Annotated in this window: 23 protein-coding genes; 14 read left to right on the top strand and 9 right to left on the bottom strand. The window is 69.7% G+C overall.

The window, feature by feature from the left end:
* The first annotated feature begins 15 nt into the window (after window positions 1–15).
* From flgF to ACODT0_RS24765, 9 genes are all read left to right on the top strand, one after another.
* Entirely contained in the window at window positions 16–756 is a 741-nt protein-coding gene (gene flgF, locus ACODT0_RS24805) for a flagellar basal-body rod protein FlgF (RefSeq protein WP_057595349.1), read from the top strand.
* 28 nt (window positions 757–784) lie between these two features.
* Window positions 785–1567, top strand: a complete 783-nt coding sequence (gene flgG, locus ACODT0_RS24800) for a flagellar basal-body rod protein FlgG (RefSeq protein WP_057595348.1) — start codon at window positions 785–787, stop codon at window positions 1565–1567.
* The gene (locus ACODT0_RS24795) at window positions 1564–2256 is read left to right on the top strand and encodes a flagellar basal body L-ring protein FlgH (RefSeq protein WP_057595347.1); all 693 of its coding nucleotides are present in this window, start codon (window positions 1564–1566) and stop codon (window positions 2254–2256) included. The genes flgG and ACODT0_RS24795 overlap by 4 nt, the downstream gene beginning before the upstream one ends.
* Window positions 2257–2270: 14 nt before the next feature.
* Entirely contained in the window at window positions 2271–3422 is a 1152-nt protein-coding gene (locus tag ACODT0_RS24790; protein ID WP_057595366.1) for a flagellar basal body P-ring protein FlgI, read from the top strand.
* Between the two features lie 5 nt (window positions 3423–3427).
* Window positions 3428–4282, top strand: coding sequence for a flagellar assembly peptidoglycan hydrolase FlgJ (gene flgJ / locus ACODT0_RS24785; protein ID WP_489042556.1), 855 nt, complete (start codon window positions 3428–3430; stop codon window positions 4280–4282).
* A gap of 34 nt (window positions 4283–4316) precedes the next feature.
* Window positions 4317–6200, top strand: a complete 1884-nt coding sequence (gene flgK / locus ACODT0_RS24780) for a flagellar hook-associated protein FlgK (RefSeq protein ID WP_489042548.1) — start codon at window positions 4317–4319, stop codon at window positions 6198–6200.
* 20 nt (window positions 6201–6220) lie between these two features.
* Complete coding sequence (gene flgL / locus ACODT0_RS24775) at window positions 6221–7423, top strand: flagellar hook-associated protein FlgL (RefSeq protein WP_489042547.1); 1203 nt, start codon at window positions 6221–6223, stop codon at window positions 7421–7423.
* Between the two features lie 44 nt (window positions 7424–7467).
* Entirely contained in the window at window positions 7468–8700 is a 1233-nt protein-coding gene (locus tag ACODT0_RS24770; protein ID WP_057595344.1) for an HDOD domain-containing protein, read from the top strand.
* Window positions 8701–8893: 193 nt separating this feature from the next.
* Complete coding sequence (locus ACODT0_RS24765; RefSeq protein ID WP_261205880.1) at window positions 8894–9760, top strand: EAL domain-containing protein; 867 nt, start codon at window positions 8894–8896, stop codon at window positions 9758–9760.
* Here the strand turns inward: ACODT0_RS24765 and ACODT0_RS24760 are convergent.
* From ACODT0_RS24760 to ACODT0_RS24735, 6 genes are read right to left on the bottom strand one after another with little or no spacing between them, the layout of a single operon-like run.
* On the bottom strand, window positions 9757–10548 hold the full coding sequence (locus tag ACODT0_RS24760; protein WP_422097131.1) for an SDR family oxidoreductase: 792 nt from the start codon (window positions 10546–10548) through the stop codon (window positions 9757–9759). The genes ACODT0_RS24765 and ACODT0_RS24760 overlap by 4 nt on opposite strands.
* An 18-nt stretch (window positions 10549–10566) precedes the next feature.
* On the bottom strand, window positions 10567–11154 hold the full coding sequence (locus ACODT0_RS24755; RefSeq protein WP_489042546.1) for a cysteine hydrolase family protein: 588 nt from the start codon (window positions 11152–11154) through the stop codon (window positions 10567–10569).
* Window positions 11151–11645 carry an aromatic-ring-hydroxylating dioxygenase subunit beta gene (locus tag ACODT0_RS24750; RefSeq protein ID WP_489042545.1) on the bottom strand — a complete coding sequence of 165 codons (495 nt, stop codon included), beginning with the start codon at window positions 11643–11645 and terminating at the stop codon, window positions 11151–11153. Before ACODT0_RS24750 ends, ACODT0_RS24755 begins: the two co-directional genes overlap by 4 nt.
* Window positions 11642–12946: an aromatic ring-hydroxylating dioxygenase subunit alpha gene (locus tag ACODT0_RS24745; protein ID WP_489042544.1), complete on the bottom strand. Its 1305-nt coding sequence runs from the start codon at window positions 12944–12946 to the stop codon at window positions 11642–11644. Before ACODT0_RS24745 ends, ACODT0_RS24750 begins: the two co-directional genes overlap by 4 nt.
* Before the next feature lie 25 nt (window positions 12947–12971).
* Window positions 12972–13937 carry a PDR/VanB family oxidoreductase gene (locus tag ACODT0_RS24740; protein ID WP_489042543.1) on the bottom strand — a complete coding sequence of 322 codons (966 nt, stop codon included), beginning with the start codon at window positions 13935–13937 and terminating at the stop codon, window positions 12972–12974.
* Window positions 13934–15196, bottom strand: coding sequence for a dienelactone hydrolase family protein (locus ACODT0_RS24735; protein WP_422097134.1), 1263 nt, complete (start codon window positions 15194–15196; stop codon window positions 13934–13936). The genes ACODT0_RS24740 and ACODT0_RS24735 overlap by 4 nt, the downstream gene beginning before the upstream one ends.
* A gap of 220 nt (window positions 15197–15416) precedes the next feature.
* Between ACODT0_RS24735 and ACODT0_RS24730 the strand changes: the two genes are divergently transcribed.
* A complete protein-coding gene (locus tag ACODT0_RS24730; protein ID WP_082321542.1) occupies window positions 15417–16625 on the top strand; it encodes an ABC transporter substrate-binding protein in 1209 nt (402 codons plus the stop codon).
* A gap of 9 nt (window positions 16626–16634) precedes the next feature.
* Here ACODT0_RS24730 and ACODT0_RS24725 read toward each other — a convergent pair whose 3' ends face one another.
* Complete coding sequence (locus ACODT0_RS24725) at window positions 16635–17633, bottom strand: AraC family transcriptional regulator (RefSeq protein WP_296734579.1); 999 nt, start codon at window positions 17631–17633, stop codon at window positions 16635–16637.
* A gap of 184 nt (window positions 17634–17817) precedes the next feature.
* Between ACODT0_RS24725 and ACODT0_RS24720 the strand changes: the two genes are divergently transcribed.
* Entirely contained in the window at window positions 17818–18744 is a 927-nt protein-coding gene (locus ACODT0_RS24720; RefSeq protein ID WP_489042542.1) for a hypothetical protein, read from the top strand.
* A gap of 107 nt (window positions 18745–18851) precedes the next feature.
* Complete coding sequence (locus ACODT0_RS24715; RefSeq protein ID WP_057595336.1) at window positions 18852–19073, top strand: hypothetical protein; 222 nt, start codon at window positions 18852–18854, stop codon at window positions 19071–19073.
* Window positions 19074–19095: 22 nt separating this feature from the next.
* On the opposite strand, the gene ACODT0_RS24710 is transcribed toward ACODT0_RS24715, so the two are convergent.
* On the bottom strand, window positions 19096–19536 hold the full coding sequence (locus ACODT0_RS24710) for a hypothetical protein (protein WP_057595335.1): 441 nt from the start codon (window positions 19534–19536) through the stop codon (window positions 19096–19098).
* 92 nt (window positions 19537–19628) lie between these two features.
* Here ACODT0_RS24710 and ACODT0_RS24705 point away from each other — a divergent pair, with 92 nt between their 5' ends.
* Both ACODT0_RS24705 and ACODT0_RS24700 read left to right on the top strand, forming a co-directional pair.
* Window positions 19629–20648: an alpha/beta hydrolase gene (locus ACODT0_RS24705; protein WP_489042541.1), complete on the top strand. Its 1020-nt coding sequence runs from the start codon at window positions 19629–19631 to the stop codon at window positions 20646–20648.
* A gap of 99 nt (window positions 20649–20747) precedes the next feature.
* Window positions 20748–20966 (top strand): hypothetical protein, encoded by a 219-nt coding sequence (locus tag ACODT0_RS24700; protein WP_489042540.1) that lies wholly within the window; start codon window positions 20748–20750, stop codon window positions 20964–20966.
* 74 nt (window positions 20967–21040) lie between these two features.
* Here ACODT0_RS24700 and ACODT0_RS24695 read toward each other — a convergent pair whose 3' ends face one another.
* Window positions 21041–21709, bottom strand: a complete 669-nt coding sequence (locus ACODT0_RS24695) for a hypothetical protein (protein WP_489042539.1) — start codon at window positions 21707–21709, stop codon at window positions 21041–21043.
* Window positions 21710–21715: the final 6 nt, after the last annotated feature.

The following is a 21715-nucleotide window of genomic DNA, read 5'->3' as shown; positions in this document are numbered from 1 at the left end:
CGGAAGCGACGCGCGATGGACCGCCTGATCTATACCGCCATGAGCGGCGCGAGCGCCGCGGCGCAGCGCCAGGGCGTGCTCGCCAACAACCTGGCGAACGCCTCGACCCAGGGCTTTCGCGCCGAGCTCTCCACCTTCCGCGCCGTGCCGCTGCGCGGCGACGGCGCCACCACGCGCGTGTTCGCGATGGAAGCCACCTCGGGCCACGACGACAAGCCCGGCGCGATCCAGCGCACCGGCCGCGCGCTCGACATGGTGGCGCAGGGCCGCAGCTGGTTCGCGGTGCAGGGCCTCGACGGCACCGAGGCCTACACCCGCGCCGGCGCCTTCCAGGTCTCGCCCGAAGGCACGCTGATGACCAGTTCGGGCCTGCCGCTGCTGTCCGACGGCGGCGCGCCGATCGACGTGCCGCCGGGCTCGGAGCTGTCGGTGGGCAGCGACGGCACGGTCAGCGCCAAGACCGGCGACCAGCCCTCCTCCACCCTGGGCCGCCTCAAGCTGGCCACGCCCACGGCCGACGACCCGCTGCGCCGCGGCGAGGACGGCCTGTTCCGCACCGCCTCGCAGGAGCCGCTGCCCTCGGACGCCACCGCGCGCGTGGAGACCGGCGCGCTCGAGGGCTCGAACGTGAACCCGATCGAGACCATGGTCGGAATGATCGCCGCCGCGCGCCAGTTCGACAGCCAGCTGCGCCTGCTGCAGTCCGCGCAGGACTCCGACAAGTCGGCCGCGCAGCTGCTCAACGTCCAGGGCTGATGCCCATCGCAAGAGAAAGACCCTCGCCATGATCAATTCGCTCTGGATCTCCAAGACCGGCATGGAAGCCCAGCAGACCCAGCTGGACGTGATTTCGCACAACCTCGCCAACGTCTCGACCACGGGCTACAAGCGCGCCAACGCGGTGTTCGAGGACCTGATGTACCAGAACCTGCGCCAGGTCGGCGCCAACAGCACCGAGCAGTCGCAGCTGCCCACCGGCCTGCAGCTGGGCCTGGGCGTGCGCACGGTCGCCACCAGCCGCTCGTTCTCGCAGGGCAGCATGCAGCAGACCAACAACCAGTTCGACCTCGCGATCAAGGGGAACGGCTTCTTCCAGGTCACGCAGCCCGACGGTACCATCGGCTACACGCGCGACGGCTCGTTCCAGGTCGATGCGCAGGGCCGGCTGGTCACCTCCTCGGGCCTGCCGGTGGCCAACGGCATCACGGTGCCCGCCACCGCGACCAGCGTCAGCATCTCGAGCGACGGCACGGTCTCGGCCACGCTGTCGGGCAATGCCACGCCGCAGAACATCGGCTCGCTGGCGATCGTCAACTTCATCAATCCGGCCGGCCTCGAGCCGCTGGGCGAGAACCTCTATGCCGAGACCGCCGCCTCGGGCCAGCCCAACGGCGGCACCGCGGGCACCAACGGCCTGGGCACGGTGATGCAGGGCTTCCTCGAGACCTCGAACGTGAACGTGGTGCAGGAGCTGGTCTCGATGATCCAGACGCAGCGCGCCTACGAGATGAACTCGAAGGCCATCCAGACCAGCGACCAGATGCTGCAGAAGCTGGGGCAGCTGTGAGACTTCCACTGTTTCGCGCGGCCTTCGCCGCCCTCGCCCTCGTCGTGGCCGGCGGCTGCACCACGCTGGCCAACACGCCGCAGGTCGAGATGCCCTCGACCGCACCGCCGCCCGTGAGCGCCTCGCCGATGGCGGCCGTGCCGCGCCAGGCCACGGGCAGCCTGTTCCGCACCGCGAGCTACCGGCCGCTGTTCGAGGACCGGCGCGCGCGCATGATCGGCGACACGGTGACGATCTCGATCGTCGAGAACGTGAGCGCGAGCCAGAAGTCGACCTCGACCATCGGCAAGACCAGCAGCATCGACACCGGCATCTCGGCCCTGCCCTTCTTCGCCGCCAACTCCTTCGGCCGCGCCGGCGCCAATGCCGAGTCGGCCCACAACTTCGCGGGCAAGGGCGGCACCGAGAGCGCCAACACCTTCCAGGGCTCGATCACCGCGACGGTGATCGACGTGCAGCCCAACGGCCACCTGGTGGTGACCGGCGAGAAGCAGATCGGCGTGAACCAGAACGTGGACGTGCTGCGCTTCTCGGGCACCATCGATCCGCGCTCGATCCAGGCCGGCAGCAACGTGCTGTCGACGCAGGTGGCGAACGTGCGCATCGAGTCGCGCGGCCGCGGCGCGCAGCAGGAATCGCAGGTCATGCCCTGGCTGGGCCGCTTCTTCATGAGCGTGCTGCCGTTCTGAGGATGAACGACGCCATGTCCCTTTCACCGAAGCACCGCCTGCGCCGCCGGCTCGCCGCCTTCTCCTTCGGCGTGGCCGGCATGCTGCTGCTCGCGCTCGGTCCCGCGCAAAAGGCGCATGCGCTGCGCATCAAGGAAGTCGCCGCCGTGCAGGGCGTGCGCAGCAACCAGCTCACGGGCTACGGCCTGGTGGTCGGGCTCGACGGCACCGGCGACCAGACCACGCAGATGCCCTACACCACGCAGAGCGTGGCCAACTACCTGCAGCAGCTGGGCATCACGCTGCCCGACAACCGCGCCTCGCAGCTGCAATTGAAGAACGTGGCGGCGGTGATCGTCACGGCGCAGCTGCCGGCCTTCGCGCAGCCGGGCCAGCAGCTCGACGTCAACGTCTCCTCGATGGGCAATGCCAAGTCGCTCAAGGGCGGCACGCTGGTCGCCACGCCGCTGCGCGGCGCCGACGGCGAGATCTACGCGCTCGCGCAAGGCAACATGGTGGTCGGCGGCGCCGGCGCCGCGGCCGCGGGCAGCAAGGTGCAGATCAACCACCTGAGCGCGGGCCGGGTGCCCAACGGCGCCCAGGTGGAACGCAGCGTGCCCTCGCCGCTGCTCGACGGCGACAGCGTGAACCTCGACCTCAACGCGGTCGACTTCCAGACCGCGCGCCGCGTGGCCCAGGCCATCGACCGCAAGCTCGGCACCGGCACCGCGCGTGCCATGGACGGGCGCACGGTGCAGGTGCGCGCGCCCACCGACGCCAATGCGCGCGTGAACTTCATCGCCGAGCTCGAGGAGCTCACGCTCGAGGCCAGCACGCCCGCGGCCAAGGTGGTGATCAATGCGCGCACCGGCTCGATCGTGCTGAACCAGGCCGTGACGCTGGGCCCCTGCGCCATCGCGCACGGCAACCTGTCGGTCACGATCAGCTCGGCGCCGGTGATCAGCCAGCCCGCGCCGCTGTCGGGCGGACGCACCGTGGTGGCCGAGCAGGCCTCGATCCAGATCAAGCAGGAGCCGGGCACCATGATCCAGGTGCCGGCCGCGCCGCTGCTGGCCGACGTGGTGCGCGCCCTCAATTCGCTGGGCGCCACGCCGCAGGACCTGCTCGCGATCCTGCAGGCCATCAAGGCCTCGGGCGCGCTCAACGCGGAACTCGAGGTGATCTGATGTCGATGCAGACCTCGCTGTCCGCGATGTCCATGTCGCCTTCCACCGGCCAGGGGCTGGCGGCCGACGCGCGCTCGCTCGACGCGCTCAAGCTCGCGGCCAACGGCAACGACCCGAAGGCGGTGCGCGAGGCGGCCAAGCAGTTCGAGTCGCTGTTCATGCGCGAGCTGATCAAGAGCATGCGCGAGGCCACCATGAAATCGGGCCTGCTCGACAGCGACGGCGAGAAGCTCGGCACCGACCTGCTCGACCAGCAGTTCGCGGTGCAGCTCTCGGGCCTGCCCGGCGGCCTCACCGACGCGATCACGCGCCAGCTCACGCAGCAGATGAGCGGCGCCGCCAAGGCCCCGACCATCGCTCTGGGCGCCGAGGCCGCGCGCATCAAGCCGGCCGCCAACCAGCGCAGCTTCGTCGAGCAGCACGACGACGCGGCCGAGCGCGTGTCGCGCGAGACCGGCATTCCCGCCAGCTTCATGATCGGCCAGGCCGGCCACGAGACCGGCTGGGGCCGCAGCGAGATCCGCCACCGCGACGGCACCCCCTCCCACAACCTGTTCGGCATCAAGGCCGGCGGCAGCTGGACCGGCCCCACCGTGGCCGTGACCACCACCGAATACATCGGCGGCGAGCCACGCAAGGTGACGGCGCGCTTTCGCGCCTACGACTCCTACGAGGCGTCGTTCCGCGACTACGCGCGCCTGATCGGCAACTCGCCGCGCTACGAGAAGGCGCGCGCCAGCGTGAGCTCGGTCAGCGCCTACGCGAGCGAGCTGCACCGCGCCGGCTATGCCACCGACCCGGCCTACGCGGCCAAGCTCAGCCGTGCGATCCACACCACGCTGAAGATCCAGCGCACTTGAAGCGCACAGGCCTGTCCCCGAGAAAGATCCCGCCATGAGTCTGCTCAACGTCGGCGCCCGCGCCCTGCTCGCGAACCAGGTCGCGCTGTCGACCACCGGCCACAACATCGCCAACGCCAGCACCGTCGGCTACTCGCGCCAGACCGCCGTGATGGGCCAGGTCGCGGGCCAATACACCGGCAGCGGCTACATCGGCAAGGGCGTCGAGGTCACGACCATCGAGCGCGCCCACAACGAGTTCCTCACGCGCCAGGCTGCGGCCGCGCAGTCGGTGCAGGCCATGGACGAGACGCGCGCGGCACGCCTGTCCTCGCTCGAGGACATCTTCAAGGGCGGCAAGACCGGCCTGGGCGCGGCCGTGTCGGACCTGCTCAACGCCTTCTCCGACATCGCGAGCACGCCGACCGACGTGACGGCGCGCAACGTGGTGATCACGCGCGCCGACGAGATGGCCGCGCGCATGCGCGACGCCCAGACCCGGCTCGACGACCTGCAGAAGGGCGTGAATTCGCAGCTCGGCGACGCGGTGCGCAGCATCAACGGCCTGGCCGCGCGGCTGGCCACGCTCAACGAGCAGATCGCGCGCGCCAGCGGCGGCGGCCAGAGCCCGAACGACCTGCTCGACCAGCGCGACCAGCTGCTGCGCGAGCTCAACCAGCAGGTGCAGACCACCACCGTGCAGGCCGACGACGGCTCGCTCAGCGTGTTCGTGGGCAGCCAGGCGCTGGTGCTGGGCAACAAGGCGGCGCAGGTCGCGATGAGCACCGACGACGCCAACCAGAGCAAGCTGACGCTGATGCGCAGCGGCTTGTCGACCACCATCGACGAGGCCACGCTCGGCGGCGGCGCGGTCGCGGGCCTGCTGCGCTTCCAGAACAGCGACCTGGCCGAGGCGCGCGACGGCCTGGGCCGCATGGCGCTCACCCTGACGACCGAGATCAATGCCCAGCACCGGCTCGGCGTGGACCTCGACGGCAACCCCGGCGGCGACTTCTTCAAGCCGATCGCGATCCCCGATGCCATGGGCGCCGCGAGCAACACGGGCAACGCGGTGATCGGCGCCACGGTATCGAACACCTCGGCGCTCTCGGCCTCGAGCTACCAGCTCAAGTTCGGCGCGGGCGGCAGCATCGAGGTGCAGCGGCTGTCGGACGGCAAGACCACCAGTTTCACGGGCCCGATGCCGATCGAGATCGACGGCCTCAAGCTCGACCTGAAGTCGGGCAACGCGGCCGAGGGCGACAGCTTCGTGCTCAAGCCCTATGCCTCGGCCGCCGGCGACATGGCGACCGTGCTGCGCTCGGCGCGCGGGCTGGCCGCGGGCAGCCCGGTCGAGGCGCGCGTGGGCACCGGCAACACCGGCGGCATGGCGGTCGGCAGCCTGGCCGCGACCTCGGCCAATGCCAACCTCAGCCAGCCGGTCACGCTGACCTTCAACGGCGCGGGCGGCTTCGACGTGTCGGGCAACGGCACCGGCAACCCGACCAGCGTGCCCTACGTGGCGGGCCAGCCGATCAGCTACAACGGCTGGACCATCGTGCTGTCGGGCACGCCCAAGGCCGGCGACACCATCACCGTCCAGGCCGCCACCACCGCCTACGGCGGCAGCAACGCCGGCAATGCGCAGGCGCTGCTGGCCCTGCGCGACAAGACGGTGTTCGACGGCGCCCCCATGACCGACGGCTATGCCGCGCTGATGGCGCAGGTCGGCGTGCGTTCGCAGAGCGCGCAGTACGCGGCCGAGATCTCGGGCTCGATCGCCACCTCGCTCGAGACCGACCGCACCAGCCAGGCCGGCGTGAACCTCGACGAGGAAGCCGCCAAGCTGCTGCAGTACCAGCAGGCCTACCAGGCCTCGTCCAAGATGATCCAGATCGCGCAGAGCATCTTCGACTCGCTGCTGCAGAACATGAACTGACCCGGGAGACAGGAAGAACCATGACAGCCACCCGCCTCGCCAGTGCCACCACCTACGACAACGCGGTGCGCCAGCTCACCACGCGCCAGTCCCAGCTCTCGAAGCTGCAGGAGCAGCTCAGCGCCAGCAAGAAGGTGCTGCGCCCCAGCGACGACCCGACCGGCGCCGCGCAGGCCGAGCGCGCCATCACGCGCATGGCGCGCGTCAGCACCGACCAGCGTGCGCTGGAGCTGCAGCGCAACGCGGTCTCGACGGCCGAGTCGACCCTGGGCAGCGCGACCGCGGCCATGGCCGAGTTCCGCACGCTGGTGGTGAACGCCGGCAATGCCACGCTGTCGGCGGCCGACCGCGCCACGATCGCGCAGCGCCTGACCACGCTGCGCGGCCAGCTGCTCGGCTATGCCAATGCGCAGGACAGCAACGGCCAGTCGCTGTTCGGCGGCCTGGGCAGCACCGCGGCGCCCTTCGTCGACAACGGCAGCGGCGTGCGCTTCGACGGCATCGCGGGCCAGGCCGGCGCCGCCAGCGACACCGCCATCCCCTCGATGCTCGACGGCTACGCCACCTGGATGGACGTGCCCACCGGCAACGGCGTGTTCACCGTGGGCCAGGAAGCCGGCACGCGCAACGTCTACAGCGACGCGGGCAAGGTGGTCGACCCCTCGGCGCTGACCGGCCACGGCTACCGCGTCGCGTTCAACGTCGCCAACGGCGTGACCACCTACGACGTGATCGACACCACCACGCAGGCCACGCTCAAGTCGGGCCAGCCCTACACCGCGGGCCAGGCGATCGAGTTCGCCGGGATCTCGCTCACGGCCAGCGGCGTGCCGGCCGACGGCAATGCACTGACCGTCGCGCCCAGCGGCAAGACCAGCCTGTTCGGCGTGCTCGATCAGGCGATCGCGGGCGTGAAGGACGGCGGCAACAGCAGCGGCCAGCTGGCGCAGAACGTGGCGCAGTCGCTGGTGCAGATCGACGCCGCGAGCGCGCGGCTGTCGGCCTCGCGCGGCCGCGCGGGCGACCTGCTGAACCAGGTCGACAGCATCTCCGACCGCCAGTCCTCGCGCAGCCTGCAGCTCGAGGCCGACCGCTCGCGCGCCGAGGACCTCGACACGATCCAGGCGCTGTCCGACTTCAAGACCCAGCAGACCGCCTACTCCGCGGCCCTCGGCTCCTATGCCGAAATCCAGAAACTCTCGCTGTTCAACTTCATCGGCTGACGTGGCGTGACCGCCCTTTCGTTCCTTCTCTCCTTCTCGTCTTCATGTCTCAATCGGTACTCGGCAGCCTGACCTTCGGCTACCGCCCGTTCTGGAACCGTCCGCGCGCGCTCGCGGGTGTCCAGCTCTTCGTCCACGAGGACCGCCAACGCATCGACGGGCGCCACCTGCTGCGCACGCTGGCCGAGACCTGGAACGCCGATTCGCCGACCCTGCTGCTGTCGATCCAGACGCCCGAGTTCCTGCGCGACATCGCGAGCAACGCCGAGGCAGCCGGGCCGATGCTCGAGATTCCGCTCGGCTGGATGCAGGACGCCGGCCTGCGCCCCGCGGTGCGCGCCGCCGCCCGCCGCGGCGTGCGCATGGTCGCGAGCGGCGTGCCGACTCAGATCCCCGACGCCGAGGCCGCGCCCTGGTTCGAGCGCCGGCTGCTGCGGCTGGCTCCGGAAGACGCGATGGACGCGCTGCGCCTGGCGCAGGTGGAGCGCGACACCACGGTGTTCGACCGCGGCATGACGCATCCCGGCGAAAGCAGCCCGGTGCGCCCCGATGCGCTGATCGACGGCGTGGCCAGCCGCGCGCTGGCCGAGCATGCGCTCGACCAGCAGAACGCCTGGGCCGTGGCCGGCTGGCCCAGCGAGGACGTGCTGCACGGCTACGGCGGCCAGCCGCTGCCGCCGACGCGGCGCGCCATCGTGCGCGTGATGAACGCGATCGACGCCGAGGAATCGCTCGAGCGCATCGACCAGCTCGTGAGCCGCGAGGCCGCGCTGGTCTACGCGCTCATGCTCTACCTGAACTCGCCGGGCCTGGGCCTGCCGAACCGCGTGGCCTCGCTGCGCCACGGCTTCATGATGATCGGCTTCCAGCGCCTGAGCACCTGGCTGTCGCAGCAGTTGCCGACCGCCAGCGAGGACGGCAACCTGCGCCCGCTCAACACCTCGATGGCGATGCGCGGCCACCTGGTCGCGCAGCTGATGGACGCCGGCATCGAGGACGACCTCAAGCGCGAGGTCTATCTGTGCGGCCTGTTCTCGCAGCTCGACCTGGTGATGGGCGAGCCGCTGCGCACCAGCTTCGGCCGCATCCCGCTGACCGACCGCATCGTGGCCGCGACCATCGCGCAGAACGGCCCTTATGCGCCCGCGCTGCAGCTCGCGACCGCGCTCGAATCGAGCAACCCGACCGCGCTGCGCAACCTGCGCCGCACCCATGCGGTCGATGCCGAGGAAGTCAACCGCGCGCTGCTGCGGATGATCGCCGCGGGCGGCTTCTAGGCCGGCCCTCCTCCATTGGGAGGAAGCCGCGCTTTTTTTGCCCGCTGGCCCTTTTTTCTCCTCAAGTCTTCCGCCGCCGCGCCGAAAAAGCGGACATGCGGTCCCGCGGGGCCGCGCCCAGGAACCGGAGAACACCATGTCGGGCATCCCGCAACGACTTTTCATCCACGGCCCCCGGGTCTGAAGGCCATCCGTGTCCAGCCTGGCACCGACTTTGGCCCGCGATTTCAACGCCCGTCCGCCGGGCTACTGCAGCGCCGCGCGCGCGCTGACCATCAACCGCCTCCAGCAGCCGGCCACCCAGGCCAGCAACGATGCCTCGGCCGTGCCCGACTTCGCCGCGAGCTGCCCGGCCTTCACCATGGCCTTCCAGCCGATCGTCGACGTCGACAAGGGCGAGGTCTACGCGCACGAGGCGCTGGTGCGCGGCATCCACGGCGAAGGCGCCGGACACATCCTCGGGCTGGTGCATGCGCGCCATCGCGTCGAGTTCGACCGCGCCTGCCGCGCCAAGGCGATCGAGCTCGCGGCCGGGCTGCGCATGGCTTCGCGGCTGAGCCTCAACGTGATGCCCAACGACGCCGGGCGCCAGGGCGAATGCTTCCAGAGCGCGGTCGAGACCGCCGAGCGCTTCGGCTTCCCGAAGGAGCGGCTGATCTTCGAGGTGACCGAGTCGGAGCGCGTCGAGGACCTGCCGCACCTGGTGCGGGCCTTCGAGATGCACCAGCAGCACGGTTTCTCCTCGGCCATCGACGACTTCGGCGCCGGCTTCGCGGGCTTCGAGCTGTTCGTCGCGCTCAAGCCGCACATCGTGAAGCTCGACATGGAGCTGATCCGCAACATCCACACCGACGGCGTGCGGCGTGCCGTGGTCAAGGGCTTCGTCTCGACCTGCGGCGAGCTCGGCATCCACGTGGTGGCCGAGGGCGTGGAGGTGATGGAAGAGGCGATGGCGCTGCGCGAGCTCGGCATCCGGCTGTTCCAGGGCTACCTGTTCGCGCGGCCGGTGGTCGAGACGCTGCCGGCCGTGAACTGGGAGTGGGAGAAGCGTTTCGACTAGGGCATGCCGGCCGCGAACCAGTCGCGCGCCGAGCGCCCCTGGTCCGGGCCCAGCATCGAGAAACCGCCGTCCACCGGAATGTCGGCGCCGGTCACGAAACGTGCCGCGTCCGAGCACAGGAACAGCACCACCTGCGCCACGTCGTCGCCGTCGCCCGCGCGGCCCAGCGGATGCAGCGGCGCGGCCATGCGGTCGGCCTTGGCGCGGTCGCCGCCGGCCATGCGCGAGAGCGCGTCCGACCAGGTCCAGCCGGGCGACACCGAGTTCACGCGGATGCGCCGCGGCGCCAGGGTCGCGGCCTGGTTGCGCGTGAGCTGCAGGATCGCCGCCTTGGCCGCGGGATAGAGCGCGCGGTCGGCCGTGCCGAACTTGCCGCCCACGCTGCCCATGTTGACGATGGCTCCGCCCTGCGCGGCCAGCGCCTCGGTCGCCTTGTGCACGAGCAGCGCGCCCGAGACCAGGTTGACGTCGAGCGCGGCCAGCCATTCGGCGCGCTTCGCGCCCATGCCGCCGTCGTTGTAGACCACGGCGTTGTTGACCAGGCAGTCGATGCGGCCCTCGATGCGCAGCGCGTCGGCCACCAGCGCGTCGAGCGCCTCGTCGTTCGCGATGTCGCAGGCGGCGAAGCGGCAGGTCGCGCCGAGTTCGGCCGCCAGCGCCTGGCCGCGCGCCGCGTCGATGTCGACCGCGACCACGCGCGCGCCGGCCTGCGCCAGCGTGCGCACGATGGCGCTGCCCAGCATCGCGGCGGCGCCGGTGACGATCGCGACCTTGCCTTGCATGTTCATGAGATGTCCTTCATCGGTTCAGGGGCCCATCTGGGCGAGTGCGTCCTCGACGCCGATCACCTGCGCGAGCATCGACAGATTCTCCAGGCTCGCGGCATGCAGATGCGGCTGCGCCGTGTTGCAGGCATCGGCCACCACCGCCACGTCGTAGCCCAGGTCGCTCGCATGGCGCGCGCCGTGCTCGACCACGTGGTTGGTCGCGATGCCCGCCACGTAGAGCCGGTCGGCGCCGGTGGCGCGCACCGCCTGCTCGAGCCCGCTGGCCCAGAATGGGTTGTTGCGCTTGTGCGTGACCACGGCCTCGCCGGGCAGCGGCGCGAGCTCGTCGTAGAACTCGGCACCCCAGCTGCCCTCCTGCACCGCGCCGCTCTGCGCCACGCGCCGGAACAGCATGCAGTTGTCGAGGCAGTCGACGTAGCCGGGCGCGAAGGCGATGCGCACGAAGATCACCGGCACGCCGGCGGCGCGCGCCCCCGCGATCAGCCGGCCGGCCGAGGCGATCAGGCGCGGGCGCGCCGGATCGTCGGCCGCGACGCCCACGCGCACCTTGCCGTCGGCGTGTAGCACGTCGTTCTGGTAGTGCATCGCGAGCAGCGCGGCCTTCACACGAACACCTGCAGCGCTTCGTGCGCGGCGTCACAGTTGACCAGCTCGACGCGCTTGAGATGGATGCGCAGCTCGCCCTCGTGGCGGCGCAGCGTGTGCAGCACGCTGCCGCCGAACATGCGCTGCTCGGTCTTGCGCCATTCGAGCAGCACGAAGGTGGAGCGCACGGTGAGGCCGCCCTGGTCGCCCTCCTCACGCGCCTCGATGCCGATGTTGCCCACCACGTGCACCGTGCGCGTGGGCGGCTGCTGCGAATAGGCGCGCGCCTGCTCGAGCCGGCGCGCGCGCATCGAGCGCAGCAGCGCGTCCTCGCAGAACAGCGAGGCATGGTTGAGGTGGTCGGCCTGGCCGTGCACCAGCGGCACCCAGTACAGGCCGTCGGGCGTGAACAGGCGCTGCCATTCGTCCCAGCGGTGCTCGTCGAGCAGCCGCGCCTCATGGTGCAGGAACTGCGCGATCTCCTGCTGTTCGTTCCAGTCGAGGAAGTTCATGCGGCGCTCCCGGTGTCCACGCCCATGTACTTCGACCAGGCACCGAACATGTTGCGCGCCGGCATCTCGCTGTTGCCGTTGGAGGCGCGCCCGCCGGGCAGCGGCTGGTCGCGCCCGACGGCGCGATGCATGCTGACCCAGTCGCCGCCGTCCGAACCCAGGCCCTCCTGCACCCGGTTGTAGGCCTCGAGGTCGTCGGGCATCACGTTCGACGAGGGCGAGTTGACGATGTTGGTGTACTTCAGCGTGCGCTGGAAGGTGGCCTCGGGCGCGCCCTTGAGCCGGAAGCTGAAGATCTCGACCAGCGTGCGGTCGACCGACAGCGGTCGGATCACGCGGATCTGCTGGAACGAGGTGTGGGGCGAGCAGCTCGGGTAGACGATGGTGTTGTGGCGGTTCACGCGCAGGATCTGGTCGGCGCGCTCGGCGCCCTGCGCCGCCTCGAGCGCGGCCACGTAGGCCAGGCTCACCGGGTCGGTCGGCGGCACGAAGATGCCTTCCATGAAGCCGTGGCCGTTGTCGTAGCCCTTGAGCTCGAGCTTCTCCCAGAACTCGAGCGGCTCGCCGTTGCCGTCGACGATCACCACCTCGAAGGGCTTCTGCGTGCCGGCCGGCATGGCCTCGAACTCCTCCTTGGCCGCGCGCCACGACGACTCGTGCGTGGCCACCGCATGGATGGTGTCGTGCAGGTTCTCGAAGAAGATCTTCCAGTTGTTGCGCTGGATCACGCGCTGCACGCCGCCGGCCACCTCGACCTCGCCCTCGGGCGCGCGGTCGCAGAAGTTGTCGAGCGAGGTGGCGACGCCGCCGAGGAACTCCTCGAGCCCGGGTCCTTCCTTCGACAGGCTCGCGAACACGAAGCCGCGGTGCGTGGCGACGCGCGCCACGTTGCGCACGCCGTACTGCGGGTCCTTGAGGTCGAGCCCCGTGTCCTCGTAGCCGCTGCGCAGCGGCACCGACAGCAGGCTGCCGTCGCACTTGAAGGTCCAGCCGTGGTAGAGGCAGCGCAGGAACTTGCCGGCGCTGCCGCTGCCGTCGGGCACGATCTTGGCGCCCTTGTGCGGGCAGCGGTTGAACATCACGTGGATCTGGCCGTCGGTGTGGCGCACCATCACCACGGGCTCGCGGCCGAGCCGGGTGGTGAAGTAGTCGCCGGGCTTGGGCACCTGGCTCTCGTGGCCGACGTAGAGCCAGGCCTGGCCGAACACGCGGTCCATCTCGAGCTCGAAGATCGCGGGGTCGGTGTAGACGCGCTTGTGGACGCGGTCGGGCTGCACGAGGGACTGCAGGTCGATGGTCATGGATGGGTCTCCTGGAATCGTGGGATCAGAGGTCGAGCACCAGCTGCGGCGTCCTGGCGCGCGACACGCAGGTGCAGATGGTGCGCCCGTCGGCTTTCTCGCGCGGGCTCAGGTTGTGGTCGCGGTGGTCGGGCACACCCTCGACCACGTCGACGGCGCACACGCCGCAGTCGCCCTGGCGGCAATCGTAGAGCGGGTCGAGCCCCGCGGCGATCAGCACGTCGAGCAGGCTCCGGCCCGGCGGCACCGTCAGCAGATGGCCCGAGCGCAGCGTGCGCACCTCGAAGGCCGCGTCGCCGGCCTGCGCGAGCGCGCCCGCGAACAGCTCGAAGTGCACGTGGTCGTCGGCCCAGCCCTGGGCGCGCGCGGTGTCGACCACCGCCTGCACCAGGCCGCGCGGGCCGCAGACATGCAGATGGCGCCCGGGCACCGGCGCGGCCAGCAGCGTGCGCAGGTCGAGGCCGCGCGCGGGATCGCCGCCGTCGTGCACCACGCGGCCGCCGAGCGCGCGCACCTCCTCGAGATAGGCGGTGGCCTCGGGGCTGCGCGTGGCGTAGTGGAACTCGAAGGCCTGGCCCTCGGCCGCGAGCGCGCGCGCCATGCACAAGAGCGGCGTGATGCCGATGCCGCCCGCGATCAGCAGCGGCGCGGCCTCGCCCCGGCGCAGCGCGAAATCGTTGCGCGGCGCCTGCGCGAGCACGCGCGCGCCCTCGGCCAGGCCATGCATCCAGGCCGAGCCGCCCGCGCCGTCGGGCTCGTGCAGCACGGCGATCTCGTAGCGGTCCGGCGCGCCATGGGGTCGTGCCAGCGAGTACGCGCGCTGGCCGGCCTGCCCGTTGGGTTGCATCACCTGCACGCCCAGGTGCGCGCCGGGTTCGAACGGCGGCAGCGCCTCGCCGTTCGCGCTGCGCAGCACGAAGGCCTTGATGGCCGGCGTGAGCGCGCTGGCCGAGGCCACCACCAGTTCGAGCATGGAAGGCGCGGCGTTCATCCGAGCGGCAGCGCCGGGTCGGCGATGGTCAGGGCCGTCGATTTGGCCCAGCGCGGCATCAGCGTGTTCGATGGCAGCGTCTCGTCGACCAGCTTGCGCGCCGTCTCCACGCCTGCCACCGGCAGGCCCGTTGCATCGAGCAGGCCGATCTGCGCGAGTACGCTGGCCTGGTCCCAGTAGATGTGCTCGTGATAGAGCTTGTCGCCGCGGAACTTGACGATGGCCACGAGCGGGATCTCCACCGGCCGGCCCGTGGGCGCGATGCCCGGCAGCATCCAGTCGATCTCGACCGTGTGGGTGAAGCAGAACAGCATCTCGTCGACGATCTGGGTGGCGCCCACGGTGCGCGAGATCGGCGTGAGCCGGGTGTCGGGCGGCGTGGTGGGAATGAAGTGGTGCTTGTAGAAGCGCGACAGCTCCTTCGCGCCCACGCCGCCGGTCATGGTGGGGATGTGGTTGACGTAGGGCTCGGCGACCATGGTGCCCATGGTGGCGACCACGTCGCGCGTGGCGAACTCGTACTCGCAGTGCTTGTCCCACAGCGCCGACAGGTCGTAGACCGGGCCGATCGCCTCCTTGAACAGCGCCATGGAACGCTGGTGCGCCATCAATGTCGAGGGCTTGTCGAAGTGGTCGCCGCCGGTGCGCGCGAAGGCATGGTCGACGCCTGGGTAGACGTACATCTGCGCGCCGGGCCGGTCCGCGAAGGCCTCGAGCACCTGGGCGCGCGCCTCGGGCGGGCAGAACTTGTCGAGCTCGGCGAAGTGCAGCGCGATCGGGCACGCGATCTTCGGCACCAGCTCGAGCGCGCCCTCGATGCCGACGCCGTAGTAGCCGACCGCCGCGTCCACGCCCGAATGCGCGGCCGCGAGGTAGGCCAGCTTGCCGCCGAGGCAGAAGCCCAGCGCGCCGACCTTGCCGGTGCAGGCCGGGTGCGCGCGCAGCGCCTGCACGCTCGCGGTCACGTCGGCGATGCCGGCCTCGATGTCGAACTGCTGGAAGAAGCCGAAGGCGCGCTGCCAGTCCTCGGGCGAGTAGCCGAGCTCGACGCCGGGCTCCATGCGCCAGAACAGGTCGGGCGCGAGCACCACATAGCCTTCCTCGGCATAGAGGTCGGCCACCTCGCGCACGTAGTCGTTGATGCCGAAGATCTCCTGGCACAGCACGATGCCGGGGCCGCGGCCCGAGGCCGGCAGGGCCAGGTAGCCGCGGAAGCTCTGCGCGCCGTCGCCGGCCGGGATGTCGATGTAGTGGCTCATCGGGGTGTCTCTCTCGAAGGGGTGGATCGGGATGGCGGCGATTCTGGAGACGACGCGTGGCGGCTGTCTGTCCATTTCGTGCAGCACGCCGCGCTGCACGAAACGGATAGCCGCGGCGCGCGGCGCTGCCAGACTGCGGCCTGCGACCGTTTGCCCGGTCTCTTTCGGCCACCCGCTTCCCACCCACGTTCGGCGTATCCATCGCCAGAGGAGTTTCTCGATGCCGCTCAGCCGCCCGCGCATGGCGACCGTCCCCTCGGTCCTTGCCCTCGCCGCCTTCTCCACCCTGCTGGCCCTGTCGCCGCACGCCGATGCGCAGACCGTCAAGGTCGGCCTCGCGATGGACCTGTCGGGCCCCTTCGCGGTCGGCGGCGCCGAATCGAAGGCCGGCTTCGCGGTGGCGATCAAGCAGCTGGGCGGCAAGCTCGGCGGCGTGCCGGTCGAGTTCGTCGAGGCCGACACCGCGGGCAACCCCGAGACCGCGCGCCAGGTGGTCGAGCGCATGCTGATGCGCGACAAGATCGACCTGTTCACCGGGCCGGTCGGCTCGTCGGTGGCGCTGGCCGTGGCGCCGCCGCTGTTCGCGGCCAAGGTGCCCTACCTGTCGAGCAACACCGGGCCGAGCGACCTCTCGGGCGCGCGCTGCAATCCCTATTTCTTCGGCGCCTCGTACCCCAACGATGCGTACCACGAGGCGGCCGGCAAGTTCGCGGGCGACAAGGGCTTCAAGAAAGTGGCGCTGATCGCGCCCAGCTACCCGGGCGGCAAGGACGCCATCACCGGCTTCAAGCGCACCTACAAGGGCGGCACGGGCGACGAGCTCTACACCAAGCTGGGCCAGCTCGACTACTCGGCCGAGCTCGCGCAGATCCGGGCCTCGAAGCCCGATGCGCTCTACTTCTTCCTGCCGGGCGCGATGGGCGTGGCCTTCATCAAGCAGTTCGTGGGCGCGGGCCTGTCGAAGGACGTGGCGCTGATCTCCACCGCCTTCTCGGCCGACGAGGACATGATCCCCGCGGTCGGCGAGCCGATGCTCGGGCTGTTCAACACCGCGCACTGGTCCTTCGACCTCGACAACCCGGCCAACCAGCGCTTCGTGGCCGCGTTCCGGCAGCAGAACAACGGCCGCAACCCCTCGTTCTACGCGGGCCAGGCCTACGACGTGCTGATGGCGATGGACGCGGCGGTGCGCGACGTCGGCGGCAAGGTGGCCGACAAGGCCGCGCTGCTGAAGGCGATCAAGGCCGCCAACTACAAGTCGGTGCGCGGCGACTTCCGCTATGGCGCCAACAACTTCCCGATCCAGAACTACTACCTGCGCGTGATCGCCAAGGACGGCAGCGGCCGCATCGCCAACAAGGTGATCGGCACCGTGCTGACGAACTACCAGGACACGACCGCGGCGCAGTGCGCGATGAAGCCGTCCTGATCCGGTGCCTCAATGCCGCGCGGTCTCGCGCGGCAGGTGGCCGAAGCGCTCGCGGTAGCAGGCCGCGAAGCGGCTCAGGTGCGAGAAGCCGCAGTTGAGCGCCACCTCGGTCACGCTGGCGCCGTCGTGGCGCGCGAGCTGCGCATGCGCGGCGTCGAGCCGCATGTTGCGCAGCACCTCGCCGGGCGAGAGCTCGCGGTAGCGTCGGAACAGCAGCGCCAGCCCGCGCCGCGTGAGGCCGGCGGCGCGCGCCACCTCCTCGAGCGACAGCGGCGTGTCGAGCCGCTCCTGCATGAACTCCTCGGCGCGCCGCAACTGGCGCAGGCTCGCGGCCTCCGAGCCATGCCGCGCCTCGTCGTGCCGCTCGCGCACCGAGTTCGGCCGGTGGCACAGCAGGTAGAGCATCAGGTTGTCCTCGCAATGCGAGAGCCAGCGCGCGTCGTAGCCGGCGTCGCCCGCCGCGGGTAGCAACGAGGCGAGGCTCGCCACCATGCGGCGCCATTGCGTGCCCGCCGTGTCGTCGAGCCGGAACGGCATCTCGAAGTCGATCTCGCCCACCGCATCGGCGCCGCGCAGCGGGAAGGCATGGCGCGCCACCTCCTGCAGCCGGCTCAACTCGATCTTGAGCATCAGCTGTTCGCAGTCGGCATGCCAGCGCAGCCGCACCGGCTTGTGGGCCGAGATCACCGCGCCCTGCCCCGGATGGATCTGCAGGCTGCCGCCCGCGTGATGGATGTCGGCGTGGCCGCGCAGCGGCATCTGCACCAGCACGAAGTTGCCGAGCGCATCGGGTTCGATGTCCACGTCGCAGCCGTAGCGCAGGATGCACAGCGAGAGTGCGCTCAGCTCGGCGCGGCAGAAGATCGCATCGACGTCGCCGCGATGCCAGACGCTGCGGTGCGGCTTCAGCTCGCAGGCGATGCGCGCATGGGTTTCGTCCGCCGCGCGGGAACGGAAGACCTCGCGCCCGTACAGCGGCGAGAGTTGCTGGCTCGACCATGCTTCCACGGACACTCCTGCGATTTCAGGTGGGGGATCGGACGCTTGTTGTGCGCGCCAATCTACGGGCAATCGGCGCGAGCCGCCATGGCGGTTGCCCGGGGTGCGGGCGGCCCTGGTGCCGTGCAAGAAGCCTGCCCGCCGGGCCCCGTTCGCATAATGGCCGGCCGTCCACCTCCAGGGAGATCGCCGAATGAGGAAGTCCACCGCCGTCCTGATGCTCGCGGCGCTGCTGCGGGCCGTTGCGCCGGCCGCGGCGCAGGCCGCCGCCGATCCAGACACGTCGAGGAAGCAGGCGCAGCAGCCTCTCTACGACCTGAGGGTGTCGAGCGAGAAGCTGGCGTTCCGGGTGTACGTCAACGACCTGCCGATCTCGGTCCTTCCCACCAGGCGCTTCGGCACGATCGGCATGCCGCTCAATCCGGCGATCCTGCGCAGCGGTCCGCAGAAGCTCACGATCCGCCTGCTGCCCGCCACCGGCCAGCAGCGCTTGCCCGACACGGACGACCTGAAGGTGGAACTGGTCGTGCGCAGCAAGACCGAGCCGCCGCGCAACACCACGCTCTATGAGTTGCCCCCGCTGCGCGACGGCATGCAGGCGCTGTTCACCGACCCGCAGGGCTTCAGCCAGACCGTGCAGTTCGAGGCCCAGGTGCCCTACAGCCTGGCCGGCTGGGAGCGCAGCGTGCCGCTGGATGCGGCCGATGCGAAGCTCGAAGCCGAAGCGCTCGAGGTCTATCGCCGGCTGATCGCCGACATCGGAAACAGGAAGGGTGAAGCCTTCATTGGCGCGCTGGCCAAGGCCCAGCGGCTGCTCTACCCCGCCATCTACCTCTCGTCCGCGGAGGCACGGGAGCGGGATGCCGAATGGGTGAGCTTCATCGACAAGGGCACCGGCACCGTCGCACCGCTCGAGCACCATGCGCTCGAGATCCGCGGCGACGGCAAGCTGGTGCGGCTCAAGCGCACCGACCCGGCCAGCGTCGACGAGGGCGTGGTGCGCATCGCCTACAAGCGGGGGCCGCAGCCCCGCACCATCGTCTACGACATCTACCTGCACCGGCCCGCGCCCGGCGCGAGGCTGGAGCCGATCTGGTACTTCATGACCGACTTCAACTGAAGCGCCCCGCGGTGGCGGCGACACCCACGGAGACCGGTAGCAATAAAACGAGAACCAAGGTACTATTTCCTGGCTTCGCAGGCCTCTGGTGCCTACGCTTGCCTTCCATGCAATCAGCGCACATCTCCGTCGACCTCCAGGATGGCTGGAACGGCTCCTTCTTCTGCAAGGAGACGATGCGCGGCAGCTATTCGGGCGTGGCCCGGATCACCTGGCGCGGCATTCCCAAGGGCGACCTCGTCGTGATGCGGCAGCCTTCGCTGGAGGCGGCCATCGAGCGCGTGCGGGTGCGCGGCGGCCAGTTCATCAAGGCACGCACCCAGCCCTGAGCCCGGCCTACGCGCCGTCTCGTCAGCCGAGGCTCGAGCGCTTGCAGTTGAACACCGTGCCGCCATCCACGCTGCGCAGCATGGGCACCTTGCCCACGATGCTCAGCGTGGCGCTGGTCAGGCGCCACTCGCCGGCCTTCGACAGCTTGAAGAGCGTGGTGGTCTCCACCTCGGAGGTCGGAATCGAATTGAAGACATAGACCGGCTCGCCCGACGACTCGTCCAGGCCGACGAGGTCCGCGCGCATCTTGCCCAGGGTCTCGGTCTCGCGCGTCTTCGAGCGCACCACGTCGAGGTTGACCGTGCGCGAGAACTCGTCGATCGCGATCCTGCGCACCGCGTTGAACGGCGCATTGCCCGCGGCCGGCCCCGGCGTGCAGACCATGGTGGCGGCCGATGCGGCCGTGCAGCAGGCCGCCAGCGCCAGGAGCAGGCAGGTTGGACGGCTTCGTCGGGTGGTCATGGATCGTCCCTGGTTTGTGGTTCCGGAGGTCGACCACTGTAGCGCGCGGCCAATCCCCCGATCTTCGTGCGCCCGCACCGCTCGCGTCTCGTTTGGATACGACGATCTTCGTAACTTCCATTCGACGACGTCTTCTGACCCAATCGCTCTCCATCCATGCGCAAGCCATGGGCCGCGCGATGCCATCCCGCATCCGCGAGAACAAGCAGGATGCCGATGCATCCGCAATCGCGAGGAGATTCAGCATGCAGTTTCATCGGATGTTCCGCCGATTCACCCTGACCCTGGCCGCCGCATTCGCGCTCGGCCTCGCCGCCTGCGGCGGAGGTGGAGGCGGTGGCGGCGGAGGGCTGCCGCTGCTTCCCCCGGTGACCAATGAACCGCCGCCCCCGCCGCCCTCCAGCACCAGCCGGGTGATCAATGCCACGCTGAAGTCCAACGCGAACGGCGCCACCTACCCGATCCAGATCTACCTGCCCGCCGCCTACGAGGGCGGGAGTTCAACCTATCCAGCGATGTACCTGACGGATGGCGACGCGAGCTTCAACCTCGGTGTGTCGCGCTTCCAGAATTTCGTCGACATCCTCGAGCAGCGGGGCAAGAAAGCCATTGTCGTCGGCATCGGCGGGACCGCGCGCCGCAACACCGACTACCTGCCGCCGGGCGCCGCGGCGTTCCATGACTTCGTCACGCGCGAACTCGTGCCGTACGTGGAATCGAACTACCGCGCCAATCCGGCTAGGCGCATGCTCTCGGGCCTGTCGAACGGCGGCATCTTCGTCGCGAGCGCTTTCTTCATGGAAGGTTCGGGGCAGTTAACCTTCCAGTACTTCTTCTCTTCCGAAGCGCCCTTCAACGGCCCCGTCGCCGCGCAAGTGGAGCAGCTCGAGAAGCAGATGTATGCCGACGCCGCCGCGCGCGATGTTCCCGTCACGCTGCTGCTCGCCTATGCCCTCAGCAACACCGGCGGCCCCACGATCACCGCAATGCACGACAAGATTGCAAGCCGCAACTACAAGGGTCTGAAGTTGAGCCTGAGGGCTTATCCAGGCGGGCACACGCAGATGGATCTGCCTTCGCTCGAGGACATTGCGGCGCGGTTCATCGAATAGTCGGGCGCCGCTCCGCGTGCAAGCTCTCCTCCCAACGGAGGAGAGATCGAACTCCATCGCAGGCACAGAATCGCTGGCCTGCGAAAAAAGGAGTCATCGATGCTCGAGAACAAGACGCTCGTCACGGCCTGCCTTGCACGGGTCAGCGCCGGGGCGTGGCCCGAGGTCGAAGGGCATCACCTCGAGGTGCTGCAGACGGCAGGGCTGATCGCGCCGGTCGATACGCCGTCGCTATTGATTCAGACGAGGCCTGCGCGGCGGTTTTCCTATGAATTGACGCCGGCGGGGAAGGAGCTGCTCTGGCCGCGGAAGAGTTAACGCGCGTCCGGATCGGTCGGAAAAACAAACGTGACGGACGCGAGCATCTGGCCTGCGCACCCTGGTGCTCCGATTCAGCGGGATGCCGGGCTGCCCTGCTTCATCCTGTTCACCATGTCCGTGAAGATCAACTGCCGCTCTCCGTCCACCACCTTGCCTCTTGTGCCAAACGGGTAGACCACGTGATTGCTGCGTCGGACCGTCCAGGCATCTCTTCGCAGGGGCTCGTCGACGCTTGGCGTCACTTCCATGACGCCTCGCCATATGCCGACCGATGCCAGGCCAGGAAGCACGTTCTCGCAGCGCGACTGAAAATCGCCAAGCTTCTGAAGCTCGATGTTCTTGTAGTCGTCGAGAAGAAGGAAGTACATCGAGCCGATCTTCAGAGACGGCACGAACCCGAACTGAATGAACTGGCCAGCGGTGGCATTCTTCGTTCCCTCGATCACACGGCCTTTGTACCGGGCACCGCAGGTCTCGCCGCCGGCGACCACGGTCCGGCCCTCGATCACCTCGACGACTGCGACGACACTGGAGATGTCGTAGAGCTCCCACAATGGAATCGAGACCGCCATGGACGCTGCCGCGTGGTTTGCGATGCCCAGCGCAGGCAGCACTGCGCATGCGCGCTGCAGCACGCTCATCGCGATGGCAACTCCCCAGCCCCGCGAGCCCACTGTTTGTTTACGCCTTGTGGTCGGGTGCGAGGAAGCCGTGCTCGAGAGCGTGCTGTTGCGCAGCATGCGCTG

This window comes from Variovorax sp. FG153 (assembly GCF_057809595.1).
This window is presented reverse-complemented; position numbering and strand designations above follow the sequence as displayed.